This window comes from Flavobacterium sp. UBA7680 (genome assembly GCF_002482975.1).
In the GTDB taxonomy this organism is placed as follows: Bacteria; Bacteroidota; Bacteroidia; order Flavobacteriales; family Flavobacteriaceae; genus Flavobacterium.
The window spans coordinates 1-19,927 of the sequence record NZ_DLHA01000056.1; the positions used below are offsets into that span (position 1 = coordinate 1).

Consider the following 19,927-nt stretch of genomic DNA (forward strand, 5'->3'; position numbering starts at 1 on the left):
TGCTTGTTTATTAACACAGTACCTTACGCAAAACAAAACAGGCGGTTTAAAACCGCCTGTTTTTTTAATATTTAATGATTTCGAACTCGCAACGTCGATTCATAAAATGATCGTGTTCATTGCATCCAAAATCCAAACAATATAACAAAGGTTTACTTTCGCCCATACCCACAAACTTCATTCTTCGGGCATTTACATAACCTTCTAACGCTAAATAATTACGGGTGGCTTCTGCTCTTTTTTCAGATAAAATCTGATTATATAATTCCGTACCACGATTGTCGGTATGTGCCACAATTTTTAAATGAACGGATGGGTATTTTTCCATTTTTTCGGCCAAAGCATCCAATATTTTTTTAGAATCGGCTCGAATGGTCCACTTGTCATAATCAAAATGAATAGGTTCTAATTCAAAAAACATTTTCCCGTCTTTTTCTATCACTTTTGGCCCAGATGTATCCGCAACGATTTGTTTTTTGATTTCCTTTTTCTTTTCGGCATAAGCCACTGGATCTTTTTGCTCCTCTACTTCTTCTGGCTCTAATACCGGGATTGGTTTCACTTTTTGTTTAATATAAAACACCAATTTTTGTTGATGTTGATCTTGTACTACGGCTTTAAAATCTGCCATTTCATAATTTTGATGCTCTACTTTTAAATCATAAATTCCTGCATAAATATTCAAGTTAAACACAGCTATAGAATCTAAGGTATTGCAGTAAATTTGTTTTTGATTTTTATCTTTTAAAATAGCCTTACAGTCTGCAACATATTGTTTGGTTTCGGAATCCCGAATTTCAAAAGCAATGGTGTATTGTTTTTTAAATATACTATTCAATTGAGTGAATTCGTAGATATCATCGTTAAAATAATCTCTGTTCGAGGCAAAATAACCATTTTTATCATCGGAATATCTAAAAGCAAAATCATCAAAAGAAGAGTTAATCGGCGCTCCTAAATTAATCGGATATTCAAAGCTGCCATTAATATTCTTACAGACAAACACATCTAACATGCCCAAACCTAAATGTCCGGCAGAAGAAAAATACAAATTCCCTTGAGCATCTAAATACGGATATTGTTCCCTGCCCGCCGTATTAATCGGTTCGGGCAAACGAACCCAAACATCTTTATTTTCTCCTTCTAATTCCACATAATACAAATCATAGGCAGCGGATACTTCTGCTCCAAAATTAGAGGCAAAATACAAGCGTTTTTCATCGGGGCTCAACGCTGGATGCATAATGCTACAATTATTTTTGTTAAACGCCATTTTTTGAGCAGGTGTCCACTGGCCATTTACTTTAGTAGACTTATAAATTTTAATATTATTATTGTCCTTTTTATCATATTTCTTTCTACCATGTTCAAAATTACTGCCAGAAAAATACATGGTATTACCATCTTTAGTAAAACAAAAATTGGCCTCGTGCAATTCGGTATTAATAGCTTCTGGAAATACTTCTACAGTATAAGTCGTGTCTTTTTCTTTTTTAGATGCTTTAAAAATATCCAGAAATGGACGATGTGTCCACTTATATATTTGGCGATCAAATTTAGAAGGCCGATCGGAACTAAAATAGATAGTGTCATCAACTTTAACAGCTCCAAAATCAGAAAATTCCGTATTAAAAGAAACCGATTGTATCTTAAACAAATCATCTTTTAATTTGAACTCTTCAATGTTTTCCAAAACACTTTTCTTATCTAAACTAATTCCTAAATTTTCATAAAACAAAACAATGTAATCCACAGCTGCTGGGTGGTTGCCTAGAGCCGACAATACATGAAAATACATCATATTGCAATAATTGGGATAATTTTTATTGGGCTCATCGAACCTGCCAGTTACAATCTTTTTCAAATACATCGCTGCCGATTCAAACCGATAAGTATTATAATAGCTGTTGGCTAGCTTTAAAATCACTTCTTTTTTATGATCGCCGCTCAGCAATTGTTCTTCGTAACAAGAGGCGGCTTTAAAAAAATCGTTTATCTTATAGTAATTGTCGCATTGACTTTGAGCAATTCCTTGCTGAAAGTTCCATAAGCATAATAGTACGAGTATCTTTTTCATGGCTAATAAAATCTAGGTGAGGTGTAACTATTACTTAGTTTTACAGTGTTTAATCTATAAATCAGAATCAATTCGTGGCTACCCGAATTAAATTGCTGTAAACGGCTAAGGGTGTACTCGTATGCATAACCAATTCTTAAATCGGGGGTGATATAAAAATTAACGATTCCTGTTATAGAATCCTCATAGCGAGAAGAAACTCCTAACTCTACTTTGTTGTTAATTAACATATTTACCAAAGCTTCCATGCTTAACGGAGCTCCGCTTACTTCTTTTACAATCACCGATGGTTTTAACTTTAATTTATCTGATATTTCAAACACATATCCCGAGATAAAATACAAATGAGATTTACTTTGGTACAGATGACTGGTTGAAGAATTAAGGTCATTCGGAATTAAATTAGGAATAGAGAAACCGGCATAATATCTCTTTTTGAACAGGAAAACCCCTGTTCCTATATTCAACATGGTATGAGACATATTCTGAAACATGGGGTCTCCGTAATTTTCCATCTTGGTAAAATCCAAAGCAATGTTATCTAATCCTGTTTTTAGTCCGAAAGAAAGATTGGTTTTTTCGGTCAGTTTCACTTTGTAGGCAAAATTTATATCAAAAATATTTTGGGTAACTGTTGCCTGACTTCCTATGCGGTCATTAACAAAATTCACTCCGATTTCCATCTTGTCTGTTAATGGGATATTACTAAAGATATTTACGGTTCGCGGAGCTCCTTCGATACCTACCCATTGTTTTCTGAACAAATTTCCAATCTGTACAACACCAGGTTCATTAATCATGTAAGCCGGATTCACAATACCCATATTATACATGTATTGTGAATAATGAGGGGTTTGCTGAGCAATTACGGATGAACTGCCTAAAACAAATGCTATAAAGATGTATATTGTTTTCATGGCTTATCTGATTAAGTAAAAATCTCCTTGAAATGCGGCTGTACTGCCGTCGTTTGGTTCAAATATGTAAAAATATACCCCGCTAGGTAAGACTTCGCCTAGGGTTAATTTCACATTACTTTTACCATTAAACCTTGGCGTATTTTTATCTCCTTCGTATACTAAACTTCCGTATCTGTTATAAATGCTTAATTTAAAATCAGGAAAGGCTATGGGTAAATTACCTAAGTTTAACTCATCATTGATTCCGTCGTTGTTATCTGAAACGCCTCCTTCTATACCGCTTTTACAATCGCCTGTACCAATAGGCAGAATATGAACCTTAACTTTTACCCTTTCGGATTTACAGCCTAAAGCATTTTCGGCTTCTATATAATAATCTTCCCCATCTTTTAACAATTGGGTATGAGGCAAATGAGTTACAGAAGTTTCGGTATCATAAAAGTTAATTACAGAGGTGTAATTAGTAATTTGAATATCCGATAATCTTGCACCTTTGCTAATACAAAAACTTTGCTCAGTGGCGGTGGTAGGATTCTCTACATGAACCAAATGAATCTCTATAGTTGACTTAGAAGATGGACAAGAGGAGCTATTATCTACTAAATAATCAAATTGATAAATGCCTACTGACAATGCCGATAAACTAACTTTTGAACCTATTAAGGCACTGGTTTCGCTCACGTCAATCCAGCTGCCATTAGTATCGGCATAAGAATCCAATAAAGTCATCAAATCAATTTCTGAGTCGGACACACAAACCGTTGCGCTGCTATTTTTACCCGCATAAGGTTTTTTACTAACACTAATGTTCACCACTGCTTGTGAATGACCACAAATTTCATTTTCAGTTCCTTTATAAGTATAAGTTCCTGCAGGCATGTTTTTAAAATCAAAAATCAAATGATGAGTTGGAGATTGAAATCCATTGGGTGTAATCCATTTTCCTGTAGTATCGGGGTTACCTGTTAATTTATCAAACAAATCAAACATTTCATCTTCGCAAACTGCAAGGTCTAACCCAATTCCCGCGCTAAAAGATTTAGAAACCGCTACGTTTAAAAAGTATTCCGAAAGACAAGGCTGACTGATTCTGTAAACCAATTCAAAGGTTTGATCGGTTGTTAATGCTGGAAAAATATACGGGTTGCTGATTTCTTCAGAGGTTTCTTTAATCATCCACACCCCTGCTTGATTGGGTTTATTAGTTAATAATTCGATTAAATCAATGGATTTTCGATTTCCATTGACATCATTCAATTCATTTTCGCAAACACTTATTTCTGTAACTTCTTTCAGATTTTTATTTACGGTTACCTTCACGAAAGCTTGCTGACCTTCACATATCGTATTTTCATCTTTATGATAGGTATAAATTCCTTCGGGCATTTTACTGGCGTCAAAAATGAGTTCACTTCCTAAAGATTCTAATCCGTCTGGTGTAATCCATTTTCCCGTAACATCAGGCTGATTAGTTAATTTATCAAATAAATTAAAGCTTTCATTTTCACAAACAATTAAATCGGCGCCAACACCTGGATGAAACAATTTAGAAACGTTTAAAACCAAATTACTATCTGGAACACATTTTTCATTCGACTTATAAACGAATTCAAAGGTTTGACTATTGGTTAATTCTGGCAATACAAACGGATTTACCACTGGGTTTTGAGTTTCTTTTTCAAGCCACAAACCTTCTGTTAAAGGCACAGATTTTAACAATGAGTTTAAATCAATTTGTTTTCTAGCACCCGATTCGTCATTAAAATAACTTTCACATAAAGCGACCTCAGTTGTTTCAGATTCTTTTTTTGGATGAACAATAATTGTTACCTGTGCGGTTTGTACCTGACAAGGATGTTGAATACTCATCGTTGGCATACACTGATCTGGAGTTTCAAATGATATACTGGGCACAGATACCTCTGCATTAAATTCCGTAAAAACAGTATATTCAAAAACATAAGTGCCCGGCATTATATTTTCAGTATCCGACAAATCAATCGTTCCTTTATAAGTATATGACGGATTAGGAGTAACACACGGCGTTTCGGAATTACTGATTAATCCCAAATTACTTGCCCCAGAAATGAATTTCCAATCGGTACACTCATTTTTACCATAATCATAAGTAACTCCATTTTCGGTAGTAAAATCAATAAAATCATATAAATCTACTTTAGAAGAATTAACGTCTCCTAAACAAAATTCCGGCACTTGTGGTTTTTGTTTAAATGGTCTTAGGTTTTCGTAAACCGAAAAACGGATAGTACTACTTACGTCATCACAAACTTTAGCTCTGGTTTTTACAAAATAGGAATATCTAAAAGTTCTTACTCCGAATCTTTTATTTTGTGTAATCGAATTATTAAAAACACGTTTTAAGTTAATTATGGAGTCCGCAGGCCCTGTCAATTCACCAGTAGTATCATTTTCGTACAACCAAACCCCTTCTAAATCTTCTTTAGAAAGATAACCATCGTCTCTTAGATTAATATCTGCATCGTAGGCACCATTTAAGATGTCGGTTTCGCAAATATTAAATTCATTGGCTTTTCCCGAAAATACGCCACGAACTACTTTAACTTTAATCTTGGACTCTGCTTCGGATTGGCACGGTTCATATCCCGGAACCGTATATTTTAATTCAAAGATTTCTTCATCTACCAACGACGGCCCTGGCTTATAAGGGATATCCACAATTAAATAACGGTTGCTGGCTATGGTAATAAAACTTTTACTATTGCCTAAATATGTCCAATTGCCATTCGTATGTGCATTAGGTTGGGTTAAAAATGCTTGATTTAAATCATATTTGGTAGTGGTATCACACCAATCATCATGAAAGTTACAAACCTGAGCCACTACCTCATCGCTCAAAACTGGTATAATATGACCTGAAAATGGCCCCAATTGCACTTTTATGGTAATTGCTGGATTCGTATTTCCGCATGAATTATTAAACAACTGAAATTCGTAATAAGATAGCTCTTGTAAAGGAGTAGGAATAACCACCGTGGATTCTTTCAAATCCCATAGATATAAATCTCCGGTAGATTCATTTAAAGTATAATTATACCCTGGATCAAACCAAAAACCTTTTTCTAAAACCTGTCCTGTTTGCTTAAAGTATTCATCATAAAGATTAACAATACCATCTGGCTTGCCATCATTATTGGAATCTATTTGAGTGATGTCGCAAAAAACAAATGTTTGAGTTGTTCCGCACTGCGCTAATATTTTTGTTTCAAATAAGCATATGAAAACAAAAAAAGATAAAATTAGATTTTTCATCACAACTCTATTTTTATTGGTTTATGATTTTTTTCAAAAATACCACTGATAAAATATGCTCTATACCTAATACAAATCTCTAACTCAAAAAGAATTTAAATCATGATTTTAATCATTAAAAAGACATTTTATTTCCTTTTTTAATAACCAAAAAGAACTATTTATTCTTTTTAATTAAAAAACACTTATTTAATTGTAGTGCATTTATGGATTTACGGAACTATAATCTAAGTTATATAGACACAACACCTAAACAATTGTTAAAAAGTTCTATATAAGACCAAATAGTTCTTATTACAGCATTATAATTATTCCTATAATTGCTTATTTATTTCTTATTTCACGCTTTAATTTTAACACTTGTGTTTATATTAAATTGAATCAAATATTAATTTACACTATTAAAAACAAATTATTAATAATACTCAACCCTATTTTTTAATTAAAAAACTTAAATCCGCTTGAACTGACTTATTATTTTCCTGCTTAAAAGGAAACAAAAGTCGTTATGACATTTGTTTATATTAAAGAATATTTTATGATACACAATCCTGAAACCAAGATTAAACAAATACGAGAGTTGAAAAATCTTACTCAGGAATTCGTAGCCGAAAGCATTGGGCTTACAACCAGAGCTTATTCTAAAATTGAGTGCGGAGAAACGCAATTAACCATTAACCGGCTTAATGAAATTTGCGCCGTTCTAGGAGTAAAGTCTATAGAACTTTTAGAATTCGACAAAAACAAAATTCTTAACCCTCAAAAAACAAGCAATACCAACTGCCAAAATAACAACCCCTTAAATTGCAGTTACATCCAGGAAAAACTCATTTGCCAATACGAAGAAACGATTCAATCTTTAAAAGATCAGATTGAACTATTAAATATTCTGATTCAGAAAAAATCTTCCAAAAACGAAAAAACCGCCTAAACAAGCGGTCTCTTTTATTTTTAATAGTCTAACAAAATGTCATTTACATTGATTAATGATTTTTAGCAACTCTATTTGCTCCTTAAGCGACTTAATGGTTTCTTCGTATTGCTGAATTAATTTTTCAGATAATTTTAAATCACATGCTACTTGATTTTTAACTGCATTATTTGAATTATTATTAAAGTGGTTAAAAACATGTTCACAATCGAATTCTAGAATCTCAAGGGGTTCTACGCCCAAAATAGCACTAATCTGATTTAATCGATTAATCGTAAGTTGGGTTTGTCCGTTTTCTATTTTAGAATAAGCACGAGTAGTTAACCCTATGCTTTCTGCCACAAACTCTTGAGTAAGATTTTTCAACTCTCGTATTTGTTTGATTTTAGTTTCTGGGCTAGCTATCATAACTAATCATTTTAAGACAAAGCATGAATAATATTGTTCAAAAAAAGGAAAAATTAATTCTTAAAAAACCTAAATTAACAACTGTTTAATACCAAAAAAAGCCTAACTTGAATCATAATCATGACTACGACTGCATTAAATATAATAAATATATTAAACGCTTTGACGAGCTTGATTTAATTAAATCTATTGAAACGTTTTTATGTTAGAAGAAAAATTGATTAATCCCCATAAAATCAATTTTCAAATGATACTTGTACACAAGTTTAACGCAAATCAAAATTAAATCCAGTGATTAATATCATGTTAATTACGGTATTTAATATATAGAATTGTAAAAAAGATTAAAAAGTATAAAAATTCAATTTTAAAACTTTAACTCCGACATACCATGAGAACTATCTACTTGATTTTATCGGCTTTATTTGGCATATTGAATGTTTACAGCCAAACCAGCAATTTAAAACCCGAATGGAAAAAATTATCCTTAAACAGTTCGTCAGATAAAACTTGGTCTGTTTTAAACACTTCTGACTTTGGTATGTTGTTAACCAGCAATACTGGGGAAGTCATTAAAATTAATTCCAACGGAAAAAAAGAATGGGAAAAAACATTTGCAAATACTAACGAGAATATCTTATCGGTAGAAACTTTTAAACGAAAAGAGGATTTAAACGACAAATTTTTATTTGTATCTATAAACACCCAAGAAAAGAATCAAATCAAACTGATTCGATTAAATCATCTAGGAGATACAGAGTGGGAAAAGAAATACACTCCTATGGAAATTCAGGCTCCTATGGTAATTAAACACACCACCGACAACGGTTACATTTTAGCCGCTAAAGCCAATGCTAACCATGCGTTAAAATCAACGATTATATTATTCAAATTCAATAAGGAAGGCGATATCCAATGGAAAAAAGAAATAGATAGAATTACAGAACTTATTGATGTTGTACAAAAAACCAATCAAGAATACTTTTTAATAGGCAATATATCCGATGACGAAGTAGTTTACAAAACCGTTATAAAAAACATCAACAAAACAGGAGAAAAAACAGCCGAATACATTTACGACTGCAAAACCGTAGACGTAGAAAAAACCAATTCAGGAAATATTGCCTTAATTGGACACGGAGAAATTGCGGTTGCCAAAGACACCCACTTTATGATTTCTGAAATTAACCATAAAGGCGAAATCAAAAAACAGCAAAATTACATTTTGAACGACAAAGTAAAAGGCTTACCTCTACCTCCTCCGCAGGTAGACAACATAAACAACACCAATCCCCCTCATAAATTAGTCAGCACGAGCGACAATGGTTATTTAGTAGTAGGCAATCCTAATTATGCGGAAAGAGCTAATGACAGTGTTTTAGTGGTTAAAATCAGCAATAAAGGAGAAGTAGAATGGGATGAAAGACATCAATTTGCTCATGGCAATTACCAATTTTATAATATTTTAAAAAGTGCCGATGGTGGTTATATGATTGCCGGAAATTCTACCACCAACTCCAATCAAGAAATTGTACTGTTAAACCTTAAACCTGCCAAACCTATTCAAAAGCCCAAAAAAGTTAAAAAACCAGCACTCAACCCTAGTCAAAATCAAATGATTAGTAAATAAAAAAGAGGGCTAAGCCCTCTTTTTTATTTCTAAAACAATGATATAATTACATTTTCATCAACCAGTTTCTCATAGAAACCTCATCACTGATGATTCCTTTTAATTCCGCAATTTTAACACGGTCTTGTTGCATGGTATCTCGGTGACGAATGGTTACTGTTTCGTCTTCTAAAGTTTGATGGTCAACGGTAATACAAAATGGCGTCCCTAAAGCATCTTGACGGCGGTAACGTCTTCCAACCGCATCTTTTTCATCATAGGCCACTTTAAAATCCCATTTTAATTCATCCATGATTTTTTTAGCAACCTCTGGTAAGCCATCTTTTTTAACCAAAGGTAAAATAGCCGCTTTAGTTGGCGCTAAAACCGAAGGCAAACTTAAAACGGTACGAGTGGAACCATCTTCTAAAGTTTCTTCTTTTAATGAAGTCGCAAAAACCGCTAAAAACATTCTGTCTAATCCTACAGAAGTTTCTACCACGTATGGCACGTAGTTTTTATTTTCTTCGGTATCAAAATATTGTAATTTTTTACCTGAATATTGTTCGTGTGCTTTTAAATCAAAATCGGTACGAGAATGAATTCCTTCTAATTCTTTAAATCCGAATGGGAAATTAAATTCAATATCCGCTGCTGCATTAGCATAATGAGCTAATTTTTCGTGGTCATGAAAACGATAGTTTTGTTTACCCAAACCTAACGATAAATGCCAATTTAAACGGGTAGTTTTCCAGTATTCGTACCACTTCATTTCTTCGCCTGGTTTTACAAAAAATTGCATTTCCATTTGTTCAAATTCACGCATACGGAAAATAAACTGACGGGCTACAATTTCGTTACGGAAGGCTTTTCCGGTTTGTGCAATACCAAACGGAACTTTCATTCTACCTGTTTTTTGTACGTTCAAAAAGTTTACAAAAATACCTTGAGCGGTTTCTGGACGCAAGTACAAATCCATTGCATTTTCAGCAGAGGCTCCTAACTTGGTTCCGAACATTAAATTGAATTGTTTTACATCGGTCCAATTGCGTGAACCTGTTTCTGGATCAGCAATTTCCAACTCTTCGATTAATGCTTTTACATCTTCTAAATCACCTGCTCCTAACGAACGCCCCATACGTTCCAAAATTTCTCTTTCTTTAGAAAGATATTCCATCACGCGTGGATTAGTAGTTTTGTATTGCTCTTCATCAAAAGCATCTCCGAAACGCTCACGCGCTTTTTCGATTTCTTTTTTGGCTTTCAGGTTTAATTTTTCGGCATAATCCTCAATTAAAACATCGGCACGATATCTTTTTTTAGAATCTTTGTTGTCAATTAACGGATCATTAAAAGCATCTACGTGACCTGAAGCTTTCCAAGTGGTCGGATGCATTAATATTGCGGCGTCAATACCCACAATATTATCGTTCATCTGAACCATGGATTGCCACCAATACTCACGGATGTTCTTTTTTAACTCTACTCCGTTTTGTGCGTAATCATATACTGCACTTAATCCGTCATAGATTTCACTTGACGGAAATATAAAGCCGTATTCCTTAGCGTGGGAAACGACATTTTTAAATAAATCTTCTTGCTTTGCCATGGCGCAAAAATATACAAAATGCTTTATTCTATGCAATAATTAAATAGTTTTGCCATCTGATTTTTTACCCAACTAATCATGTTAAAACATTTATGGGAATTATTTTTCCCAAAAACCTGCTGCGGCTGTCAAATTCCGCTGTTAAATCAGGAAAATATTTTGTGCACCAGTTGCCGTCATCAACTGCCTTTAACCCTAGCCCACAAAAATCCAAACAACGAAATGGCTCAAAAATTCAAAGGAATTGTTCCTATTGAATTCACGGCGAGCCTGTTCTATTTTGTTAAAAATCATTTTAGCCAAGAAATTATTCATCAATTAAAATACAAAGGCAATCAACCAATAGGCACGATGTTAGGCTATTGGTTTGCCGAAGATTTAAAAGAAGTTCCGATTTTACAATCGGTAGATTATATCATCCCTATTCCATTACATCCTAAAAGATTAAAAAAACGTGGATACAATCAAGTGGAAACTTTTGGAAAAGCCTTGTCAGAAGTTTTAGATATTCCGTACTGCGACAAATTATTGATTAAGAAAACACACACTGAAACCCAATCCAAAAAAAACAAATTAGAACGACAGTCCGAAACCTCAGACTGGTTTGCTTTAAACGACACTTCGGAATTTACAGGCAAACATTTTTTATTAATCGACGATGTATTAACTACGGGGTTTACCTTAGAAACCGCCAGCCGAACTTTACTGCAAATCCCCAACAGTAAAGTTAGCATTGTTACTATGGCGTATGCGTTATATTAAATTTGGGCAAATCCCGATTTGCTAAGGCAAATCGCGACCGGGCTTTCCACGCTACACGGTAGCTAGTTTCAATCCCTTTTGCAGATTAATTCTTAACCAAATCAAAAACAACAGATTACCTAATAGTTATTGTTTTTTTATTACTTTAGTTAAAACAAAAAACACTAACAAAAAACACTAAATAAAACTACTATGAAAAAACAAATAACAATTTTATTGGCTTTATTAAGCACAATATTCGGGATGGCACAAACGCCTCCGCCAGTGCAATGGCAAGTAGACTTAGGGGGAGCAGGATATGATTTGCCGTCTACCATCCAACAAACTACCGACGGGGGTTACATCGTAACTGGATACAGCAATTCTCAGGATGGTGACCTAACCGGAAGCACCCATTATGGTACTGGTGCTGCCCACAATCTTTGGATTGTAAAATTAGACGGAAATGGCGCCATTACTTGGAAAAAAACGTATGGTATTGCCGATAATGACTATCAATCGATTAGTGCGTCTATTCGTCAAACTAATGATGGCGGCTACATTGTGGTAGGCACCGCAGAAACCTGGGGGCAATTCACCAATTATTTGGTAATGAAAATAGACAGTACAGGAAATGTAGCTTGGGCAAATAATAACATCGGAGGCAATGCCTTTGATATCGCAACTTCTGTGTGGCAAACTACCGACAACGGTTATATTATAGCTGGTTATACTGCCGGCAACTTAGCCTCACAAGGGGCTTACGACTACAACATCGTAAAATTAGATTCATCAGGCGCTGTACAATGGAATAAAGTTATGGGAGGCTCGGGTAATGAATACACCAGCACCATTCAACAAACTGCCGACGGAGGTTATATTATAGGAGGAAGTACTACTTCCAATAACGGAGATGTAAGTGGTAATCATGGGGGAACCGATGGATGGTTAGTTAAATTAGATCCGACTGGCACGACCATACAATGGCAAAAAACATACGGAGGAACAGGTGATGATAATATTTATTCACTTCAACAAACCACCGACGGAGGTTATATCTTAGGTGGTAGCACAACGTCTAACAATGGCGATGTAAGTGGCAATCATGGTAGCAGTGACGCTTGGGTGATGAAATTAGATAATTTAGGAAATGCTACATGGGGGAAATGTTTCGGAAGCACCAATGAAGACGAAGTAAACGAAATAAGACAAACCAATGATGGTGGTTATATTGTAGCCTGCGCAAAAAATGCCAATTCTTTAGCATCTGAATCTTGGACATTAAAATTAGATGCAAGTGGCAATACCGAATGGGAGAAAATTTTCAGTGGTTCCAATATTGACGAAAATTACTCCGCCCAAAAAACAAGTGATAACGGTTACATTTTGCTATTATCTTCTAAATCTAATGATTTAGATTACGTAGGAGCTCACGGAGACAATGATTATTGGGTGGTAAAATTATTAGCTGGGGAACAACAAGATGCTTGTATCAATTGGCATTTAACCGACGACCAGTCCGTAAGTTCTGTAAACGGAAATATAACTGGTATATCTGAAATCATACAACCTCCTTTACAGGTATTTGACTATAATGGCGGACAAAGACTTAGAAAACCGCATCCGACGGGTGGTTGGGGATGGTCTCCGAGCGGAGTAATTCCTTCGGAATACATTGAATTTAACACCTCGCCAGCAACCGGAAACGATTTAACGGTTACCAACATATCGTTTAATTACAACGACAACTTGGCTCCAAACATGGATTTTAATATTATTTATTTTGACGTAGCCTATTCGACCGATAATTGGGCAAATTCTACTTCTTTGGGGACAGGCATTGTTTATAAAGGTACTTCCGTGCAAACATTTAGTGCTTCTGTTAATACGTTAGTAGCCAACGGAGGTACGTTTTCTTTACGAATTTTCCCGTATTCACCAAACGGAAGTATTGCTGCAACACCAACGCTTGCCATTCATAGTTATGTAAATATTTGCGGAAAAACACAAAAAGCAACTACTTCTTATTCAGCAAAAATATGTGGTGCTAAATTTAATGATGAAAACAACAATGGCGTGTGGGACAATAACGAAGTAGGTATTCCTAATTGGCAGATTAACTTAGCTTCTGTTGCAGGAAATCAATTTCAAACCACTTTAACAGATGAAAATGGAGATTATTGTTTTGAAAATGTATCCGAAGGCGATTTTCATATAACTGAAACTCAGCAACCTGAATGGACACAAACTTATCCATCTGACAACACCTATCATTTGGTGCAAACAATGACCGGAGGTAATTATTTTAATGTTGACTTTGGAAATAAGCAGACCGACAATAACTCGACACCCGAAGAAAAATGTTTAATTAATTATTTAACGGAAGGACCGTGTGGTGGTTACACTCCAGATAATATGGTTAACGATGGATGTTCTATGGGTATGGGCTTTGACCCGATCATGTACGTTAGTGGTTACGATGCTGTTTTTGGTCAAAAATTAACCGTTAACGGATGGCAATCGGGTAGTTATGATTCTAATCGTTATGTTGCCTTTAATGCAAAACCTCTGGCAAACAATACGTTAACAGTTACCAATGTGTCTTTTGAATATTCAGAACTTGGTGTTACCGATAATGCCGTGCACGGATATGTTGAATACTTAATTGGTTCGGGAAGTAACTGGACAAACTACTTTTTAGGAAACATCGACTATTCAACTTCTGGGGTACAAACTTTTACAGCACAGATACCTAACGGAGCTGGAGTAGTTCCAGACGGTCAATTTTTTATCTTAAAAATTTATTTATGGGCAACACAAGATGAGGGAAGTGATCCTTTTTATCCTACTCATCGGAATGTAACCATTTGTGGTACTTCTACAGAGAATACGCTTAGCCTTGGATCACAAAATATGTTACCAGAAATAAGCATGTATCCGAATCCTGCTGAAAATGTAGTATACATAAATAACCTTTCTAGTAGTTCAACTGTGTCCATTTTTGACCTTACAGGAAAAGTAATTTATTCTCAATCGGCAAATGAGCAAACGGCTGTTGATACCTCAAATTTTGCAAAAGGAATATATATTGTTCAAATAGAAAGCAATGGCAAAAAAGAACATAAAAAACTGATTGTAAAATAAGTGTATTTTTAATGAAACGGTAGTCCGCGTTAGGTTGATGAAGCCATTGTTGGAGTTCTTTTTTATGAAATGCAATGAAGTAAAAAAAACGACTGGCGACAGCACGACCCGCTTCGCCTAGGCGAACGGGAAACGCCCCATTGATTTTAATAATGTGTTTATACAGTATTTCGATTAAATTCAAATTTAATTTATACTGATTTTAAATAAACATAGTTTAAATTTGCCTTTCATGATTTTGACTTTCATTTATGTTCGATATAAATAAAATAAGAGACGATTTTCCTATACTCAACCAACAGGTGAATGGTAAGCCTTTGGTGTATTTTGACAATGCCGCTTCGTCTCAAAAACCCATTCAGGTAATTGATGCCATTTCGGAATACTATTCTACAATTAACGCAAATATTCACCGTGGGGTACACACCTTAAGTCAAAAAGCAACGGATGCTTACGAGGTAGCTCACGAAACGCAGTGGAGTAGCAACGCCGAAACACGCGACAGTTTGCTTTAGCGAACTGGCACAGCCTAAAGAAATTGTTTAGTATCTTTGCCCGCTTTAAAAAATGGAAATATGTCGCGCGATACACAATTAAAAGACCGTTGGGAATTATTAGTTAAGCAATTGTCGGATCAATTTGCCGAAGGAGAAGACATCGATTTAGATGGAATTATTTATTTGATTGGCGTGCAAGAATTGGGTCAGATTCATCGGGAATTTAAAAAAGACGAAAAACTGAATTTGATGCACATTGCCATTTGCAGGCTGTTACAACCTTATGGTTATTACGAATTTGATTTTGTAGACGAAGAAGGCTGGCCTCATTACCAAGTAAAAGAAGAATTACCTACTTTAAAAGCAGGGGAACAGTCGGTATTAATGAAGGATGCTATTGTGAATTATTTTTTGGAAAAAGAATTTATTAAGTAACGCGATTGGAATTATTGATTATTTTTGAAACGTTTACAATTGACTGAAAATGATAGAAAAGATTAAAGAGTACATTCATGAAGCTGAGGCTTTTTCTACTCAAAATAAAGAAGAATTAGAAGCGTTTAGAATTAAATTCTTAGGCAAAAAAGGATTGTTGAATGATTTTTTTGCGGAATTTAAAAACGTGCCTAACGAACAAAAAAAGGAGTTTGGACAAGTCATTAATCAATTAAAAAATGCGGCTCAAACTAAAGTTGATACGATTGCGGAGGCTTTAGAAAATAGCGTGGTTCATAAAGGGATTTACGGCGATTTAACCCGCCCGGCAGAGCCTTTGGTATTGGGTTCTCGTCATCCGATTTCTATTGTAAAAAATCAAATTATAGATGTGTTTTCCAATATTGGGTTCAACCTTTCTGAAGGACCTGAAATGGAAGACGATTGGCATAATTTTACCGCTTTAAACTTACCAGAATATCACCCTGCTCGAGACATGCAGGATACTTTTTTTATACAAACCAATCCAGATATTTTATTGCGTACCCACACCTCATCGGTGCAAGTGCGCTACATGGAAAACAACAAACCACCGATTAGAACCATTTCTCCGGGTCGTGTGTTCCGAAATGAAGCCGTTTCGGCACGTTCACACTGTATTTTTCATCAAATTGAAGGATTGTATATCGATAAAGACGTTTCGTTTGCCGATTTAAAACAAACTTTGTTGTACTTCACTAAAGAAATGTTTGGCAAGTCAAAAATCAGATTAAGACCTTCGTATTTTCCATTTACCGAACCTAGTGCCGAAGTGGATATTTATTGGGGATTAAAAACCGAAACCGATTACCGAATTACCAAAGGAACTGGTTGGTTAGAAATTATGGGATGCGGAATGGTAGATCCAAACGTGTTGAAAAATTGCGGCATTGACCCAGAAAAAAATAATGGTTTTGCTTTTGGTATGGGTATCGAACGTATTGCCATGTTGTTGTATCAAATTGGAGATATTCGAGCGTTTTACGAAAATGATGTGCGTTTTTTAGAGCAGTTTAAAACCAGCATTTAATCCTTTTATCATGAAAAAAGACATTGTTATTCCAGAAGTGAAGGACGTTTATATGGCGGCTATTTATGATTGGAATAATGATTTTAACCAATGGGATTGGTATGTGTATTTAATCAACACCACCGATGAACCTTTGGAAATGCCCATGGTGGTTTCGCAAGCACAAGGAATTATTAATGGTGAAATGCGTTTAACTTCAGAACTGCGTCATTCTTTTAAAGAAGTCAAACCCCACACCGCTATTCGGGTAGAATATTTAACACCTGATGTATTGGTTTTGCAAAACGAATTTTTAGTAACTTTCTTTTTGAATGGAAAGCTTTACGATAAAAAGTACATTTTTTTGGCAGGAAGTATTCATGAAAGCGCTTTAATTCCGTTGCCCGAAATCGACAAAAAAGGAATATTAGCCCAATAAATCCAAATCCTATGAAAATCATTCAAGCAATATTTAAGTGGTTTTTGATTATTTTCCTTTTATTGATTATAGGATTATACGCTACGGGTTATGGTTATTTGGTAAAAGCGGTTCGAACCATTTATTTAACTGGACACAAAACGGCCTATTTAGAAGATTATAAAAAATTTGATAACCGCGAAATTGCCAAATCTACTCAGGCGCAACCTTGGGCAATCCACAAAAATTACAATACCGTTTCAGAAACCAAAATCTTAGCAAAAGAAAATAAAGACTTACAAACCGTAGCTTTTTTAATCATTAAAAACGACAGCATTTGGTTTGAAAAATATTGGGATGGGTTCGGTAAAAACACCCCTTCTAACTCTTTTTCTATGGCTAAGAGTATTACTACTGCTTTGTTAGGAAAAGCCATACAAGAAGGAAAAATCAAAAGTTTAGATCAGCCTGTAGGAGATTTCTTTCCGGAATATTCTAAAGGATTAGCCTCAAAAATGACGGTAGGCGATTTGGCTTCTATGGGTTCAGGATTAAATTGGGATGAAAGTTATTACAGTCCGTTTTCGGTAATGACCCGTGTGTATTTTGATGCGGATTTAAAAAGCATCATGTTGCGTCAAAAAGTAACCGAACAACCAGGTAAAGAACATAAATATTTGAGCGGCAACACGCAATTGTTAGCCATGGTGATTGAAAAAGCAGTTGGACAAACCTTATCGAGTTATTTGGCTGAAAAATTTTGGCAACCAATGGGTGCAGAAAATCCTGCATTATGGCAATTGGACACCGAAAATGGTATTGAAAAAGCCTTTTGTTGTATAGCCAGTAATGCCCGTGATTTTGCCCGATTCGGAAAATTATATAAAAACAAAGGAAATTTTAATGGGACACAAATTTTAGATACCGCTTTTGTAGAAAAATCAATTGTACCCAGATTTCCTGAATATAAACACTACGGTTACGGGTTTTGGTTAAGCGATTATTTAGGCAAAAAAATATTTTACATGCGTGGACATTTGGGGCAATTTGTGATTGTGATTCCCGAAGATGATGTAATTATTGTGCGTTTAGGTCATTTAAAAGACATCGAAAAACCGAATAAAGAACACAGCGAAGACTTTTATGTGTATGTAAAAGAGGCTTATGAAATGTTGAATCATGATCGAAAAAATTAACCTAGAACATATTTTATTTTTAGACGTAGAAACCGTTCCTGAACAACCTACATTTGAAAATTTATCTACAAAAACCCAAGCTCTTTGGGATTTAAAAACCCAAAATAGCCGTAAACCCGAAGTTTCTCCAGCAGAATTTTATGAACGCGCAGGCATTTGGGCGGAATTCGGGAAAATCATTTGTATATCTGTAGGATTTTTTACTTTTAAAAAAGGGGAACGTCAATTTAGAGTCACTACTTTTTTTGGAGACGAAAAAAAACTATTGCAAGATTTTGGTAATTTGTTAAATACACATTTTAATCATCCACATCATGTATTGTGTGCCCACAACGGTAAAGAATTTGATTTTCCGTACATCGCTCGTCGAATGATTATCAATCAAATTGCAATTCCTAACAAATTGAATTTGTTTGGCAAAAAACCTTGGGAAATCGCCCATTTAGACACCATGGAAATGTGGAAGTTTGGCGATTATAAAAACTTTACTTCTTTGCGTTTACTTACCCATGTGTTGGGTATTCCTACGCCCAAAGATGACATTGACGGCAGCGAAGTAGCGCACACCTATTACGTATTAAACGACATCGATCGCATCATTAAATATTGCGAAAAAGACACCATCGCCGTTGCACAGATTTTATTAAGAATGCGCAGGGAAGACTTGTTGGAAGAAAGCGAGATTTTGTCGGTGTGATAATTAATTATGAATTATGAATTATTTTTTTAATTAAATTCACCATTTATCATTAAAAAACATGAAAATAGCCTACGTACAAAACCACCCTTTGTTTGGAGAAAAACAAAAAAACTTTGCTGAAATCGAAAAATTAACCGAAAATCTAACGGCAGATATTTTAGTATTACCAGAATTGTTTGCTACGGGTTATACTTTCACTTCCAGAGCTGAAGCTGAAGCGTTAGGGGAAACTACTTCGGGGGAAACGGCAGAATTCTTAAAAAAACTTTCCTTAAAAACAGGCGCTGTAATTGTGGCCGGTTTTGTGGAGTTGGAAAATGATAAAGTATATAATTCTTCATTAATCATAGAAGGAAATCAGGTGATTGATACGTACCGAAAAATTCATTCTTTTAATAGAGAAACGCTTTGGTTTGATGCCGGAGATAAACCCTTAAAAGTGTATGATGTAAAAGGAATCAAAATGGGTGTAATGATTTGTTTTGATTATTTTTTTCCTGAAGTGTGTCGCGAATTAACCTTGCAAGGCATGCAAGTATTAGCACATCCATGTAATTTGGTAATGCCTTATTGCCAAAAAGCCATGGTAACTCGTTGTTTAGAAAATCGCATTTTTGCTGTAACCGCCAATCGTATTGGAAATGAAAAACGAGGCGAAGATGATTTTACTTTTACAGGCGCTAGTCAAATAACCGCGTTTAACGGCGAAGTTTTATCTTCTGCACCACTTAATACTCCATCTGTTTCAGTTGTAGAAATTGAGCCCGAAAAAGCCTTGAACAAAAGCATCAATCCTTACAACGATTTATTAGCGCAAATCCGTCCAGAATTTTACCCGAGCTTGAGCATACCTTTTCAGTCGTAGTTTTGAATTAGGTTATGTTGAATTACTTACCTTTGGAT

At 34.9% G+C, this 19,927-nt stretch carries 15 protein-coding genes and 1 pseudogene; 11 read left to right on the forward strand and 5 right to left on the reverse strand.

The window, feature by feature from the left end:
- Positions 1-64: 64 nt before the first annotated feature.
- From B3C18_RS22985 to B3C18_RS22995, 3 genes are read right to left on the reverse strand one after another with little or no spacing between them, the layout of a single operon-like run.
- Complete coding sequence (locus tag B3C18_RS22985; RefSeq protein WP_291152366.1) at positions 65-2,077, reverse strand: OmpA family protein; 2,013 nt, start codon at positions 2,075-2,077, stop codon at positions 65-67.
- Between the two features lie 2 nt (positions 2,078-2,079).
- The gene (locus B3C18_RS22990) at positions 2,080-2,994 is read right to left on the reverse strand and encodes a PorP/SprF family type IX secretion system membrane protein (protein WP_291152367.1); all 915 of its coding nucleotides are present in this window, start codon (positions 2,992-2,994) and stop codon (positions 2,080-2,082) included.
- A gap of 3 nt (positions 2,995-2,997) precedes the next feature.
- Positions 2,998-6,288 carry a gliding motility-associated C-terminal domain-containing protein gene (locus B3C18_RS22995; RefSeq protein ID WP_291152369.1) on the reverse strand — a complete coding sequence of 1,097 codons (3,291 nt, stop codon included), beginning with the start codon at positions 6,286-6,288 and terminating at the stop codon, positions 2,998-3,000.
- Between the two features lie 538 nt (positions 6,289-6,826).
- Between B3C18_RS22995 and B3C18_RS23000 the strand changes: the two genes are divergently transcribed.
- A complete protein-coding gene (locus B3C18_RS23000; RefSeq protein WP_291152371.1) occupies positions 6,827-7,219 on the forward strand; it encodes a helix-turn-helix domain-containing protein in 393 nt (130 codons plus the stop codon).
- Positions 7,220-7,258: 39 nt separating this feature from the next.
- Here B3C18_RS23000 and B3C18_RS23005 read toward each other — a convergent pair whose 3' ends face one another.
- The gene (locus tag B3C18_RS23005; RefSeq protein WP_291152373.1) at positions 7,259-7,627 is read right to left on the reverse strand and encodes a helix-turn-helix domain-containing protein; all 369 of its coding nucleotides are present in this window, start codon (positions 7,625-7,627) and stop codon (positions 7,259-7,261) included.
- 391 nt (positions 7,628-8,018) lie between these two features.
- Between B3C18_RS23005 and B3C18_RS23010 the strand changes: the two genes are divergently transcribed.
- Positions 8,019-9,257 carry a hypothetical protein gene (locus B3C18_RS23010; RefSeq protein WP_291152375.1) on the forward strand — a complete coding sequence of 413 codons (1,239 nt, stop codon included), beginning with the start codon at positions 8,019-8,021 and terminating at the stop codon, positions 9,255-9,257.
- 46 nt (positions 9,258-9,303) lie between these two features.
- Here the strand turns inward: B3C18_RS23010 and B3C18_RS23015 are convergent, their stop codons facing one another.
- Positions 9,304-10,845, reverse strand: coding sequence for a glycine--tRNA ligase (locus B3C18_RS23015; RefSeq protein WP_291152377.1), 1,542 nt, complete (start codon positions 10,843-10,845; stop codon positions 9,304-9,306).
- A 78-nt stretch (positions 10,846-10,923) separates the two neighbouring features.
- Between B3C18_RS23015 and B3C18_RS23020 the strand changes: the two genes are divergently transcribed.
- The 9 genes and pseudogenes from B3C18_RS23020 to B3C18_RS23060 all read left to right on the forward strand — a co-directional run bounded on the left by B3C18_RS23020 (position 10,924) and on the right by B3C18_RS23060 (position 19,889).
- Complete coding sequence (locus B3C18_RS23020) at positions 10,924-11,607, forward strand: ComF family protein (RefSeq protein WP_291152379.1); 684 nt, start codon at positions 10,924-10,926, stop codon at positions 11,605-11,607.
- Positions 11,608-11,799: 192 nt separating this feature from the next.
- Complete coding sequence (locus B3C18_RS23025) at positions 11,800-14,730, forward strand: T9SS type A sorting domain-containing protein (RefSeq protein WP_291152380.1); 2,931 nt, start codon at positions 11,800-11,802, stop codon at positions 14,728-14,730.
- 251 nt (positions 14,731-14,981) lie between these two features.
- A pseudogene (locus B3C18_RS23030) lies at positions 14,982-15,200 on the forward strand (aminotransferase class V-fold PLP-dependent enzyme); the annotation flags it as partial.
- 105 nt (positions 15,201-15,305) lie between these two features.
- The gene (locus B3C18_RS23035) at positions 15,306-15,662 is read left to right on the forward strand and encodes a hypothetical protein (protein ID WP_291152382.1); all 357 of its coding nucleotides are present in this window, start codon (positions 15,306-15,308) and stop codon (positions 15,660-15,662) included.
- A 49-nt stretch (positions 15,663-15,711) separates the two neighbouring features.
- The gene (gene pheS, locus B3C18_RS23040) at positions 15,712-16,731 is read left to right on the forward strand and encodes a phenylalanine--tRNA ligase subunit alpha (RefSeq protein WP_291152384.1); all 1,020 of its coding nucleotides are present in this window, start codon (positions 15,712-15,714) and stop codon (positions 16,729-16,731) included.
- Between the two features lie 10 nt (positions 16,732-16,741).
- Positions 16,742-17,149: a hypothetical protein gene (locus tag B3C18_RS23045; protein ID WP_291152386.1), complete on the forward strand. Its 408-nt coding sequence runs from the start codon at positions 16,742-16,744 to the stop codon at positions 17,147-17,149.
- A gap of 11 nt (positions 17,150-17,160) precedes the next feature.
- Complete coding sequence (locus B3C18_RS23050) at positions 17,161-18,324, forward strand: serine hydrolase domain-containing protein (RefSeq protein WP_291152388.1); 1,164 nt, start codon at positions 17,161-17,163, stop codon at positions 18,322-18,324.
- Positions 18,308-19,021 carry a 3'-5' exonuclease gene (locus B3C18_RS23055; RefSeq protein ID WP_291152391.1) on the forward strand — a complete coding sequence of 238 codons (714 nt, stop codon included), beginning with the start codon at positions 18,308-18,310 and terminating at the stop codon, positions 19,019-19,021. The genes B3C18_RS23050 and B3C18_RS23055 overlap by 17 nt, the downstream gene beginning before the upstream one ends.
- Before the next feature lie 61 nt (positions 19,022-19,082).
- Positions 19,083-19,889, forward strand: a complete 807-nt coding sequence (locus B3C18_RS23060) for a nitrilase-related carbon-nitrogen hydrolase (RefSeq protein ID WP_291152393.1) — start codon at positions 19,083-19,085, stop codon at positions 19,887-19,889.
- Positions 19,890-19,927: the final 38 nt, after the last annotated feature.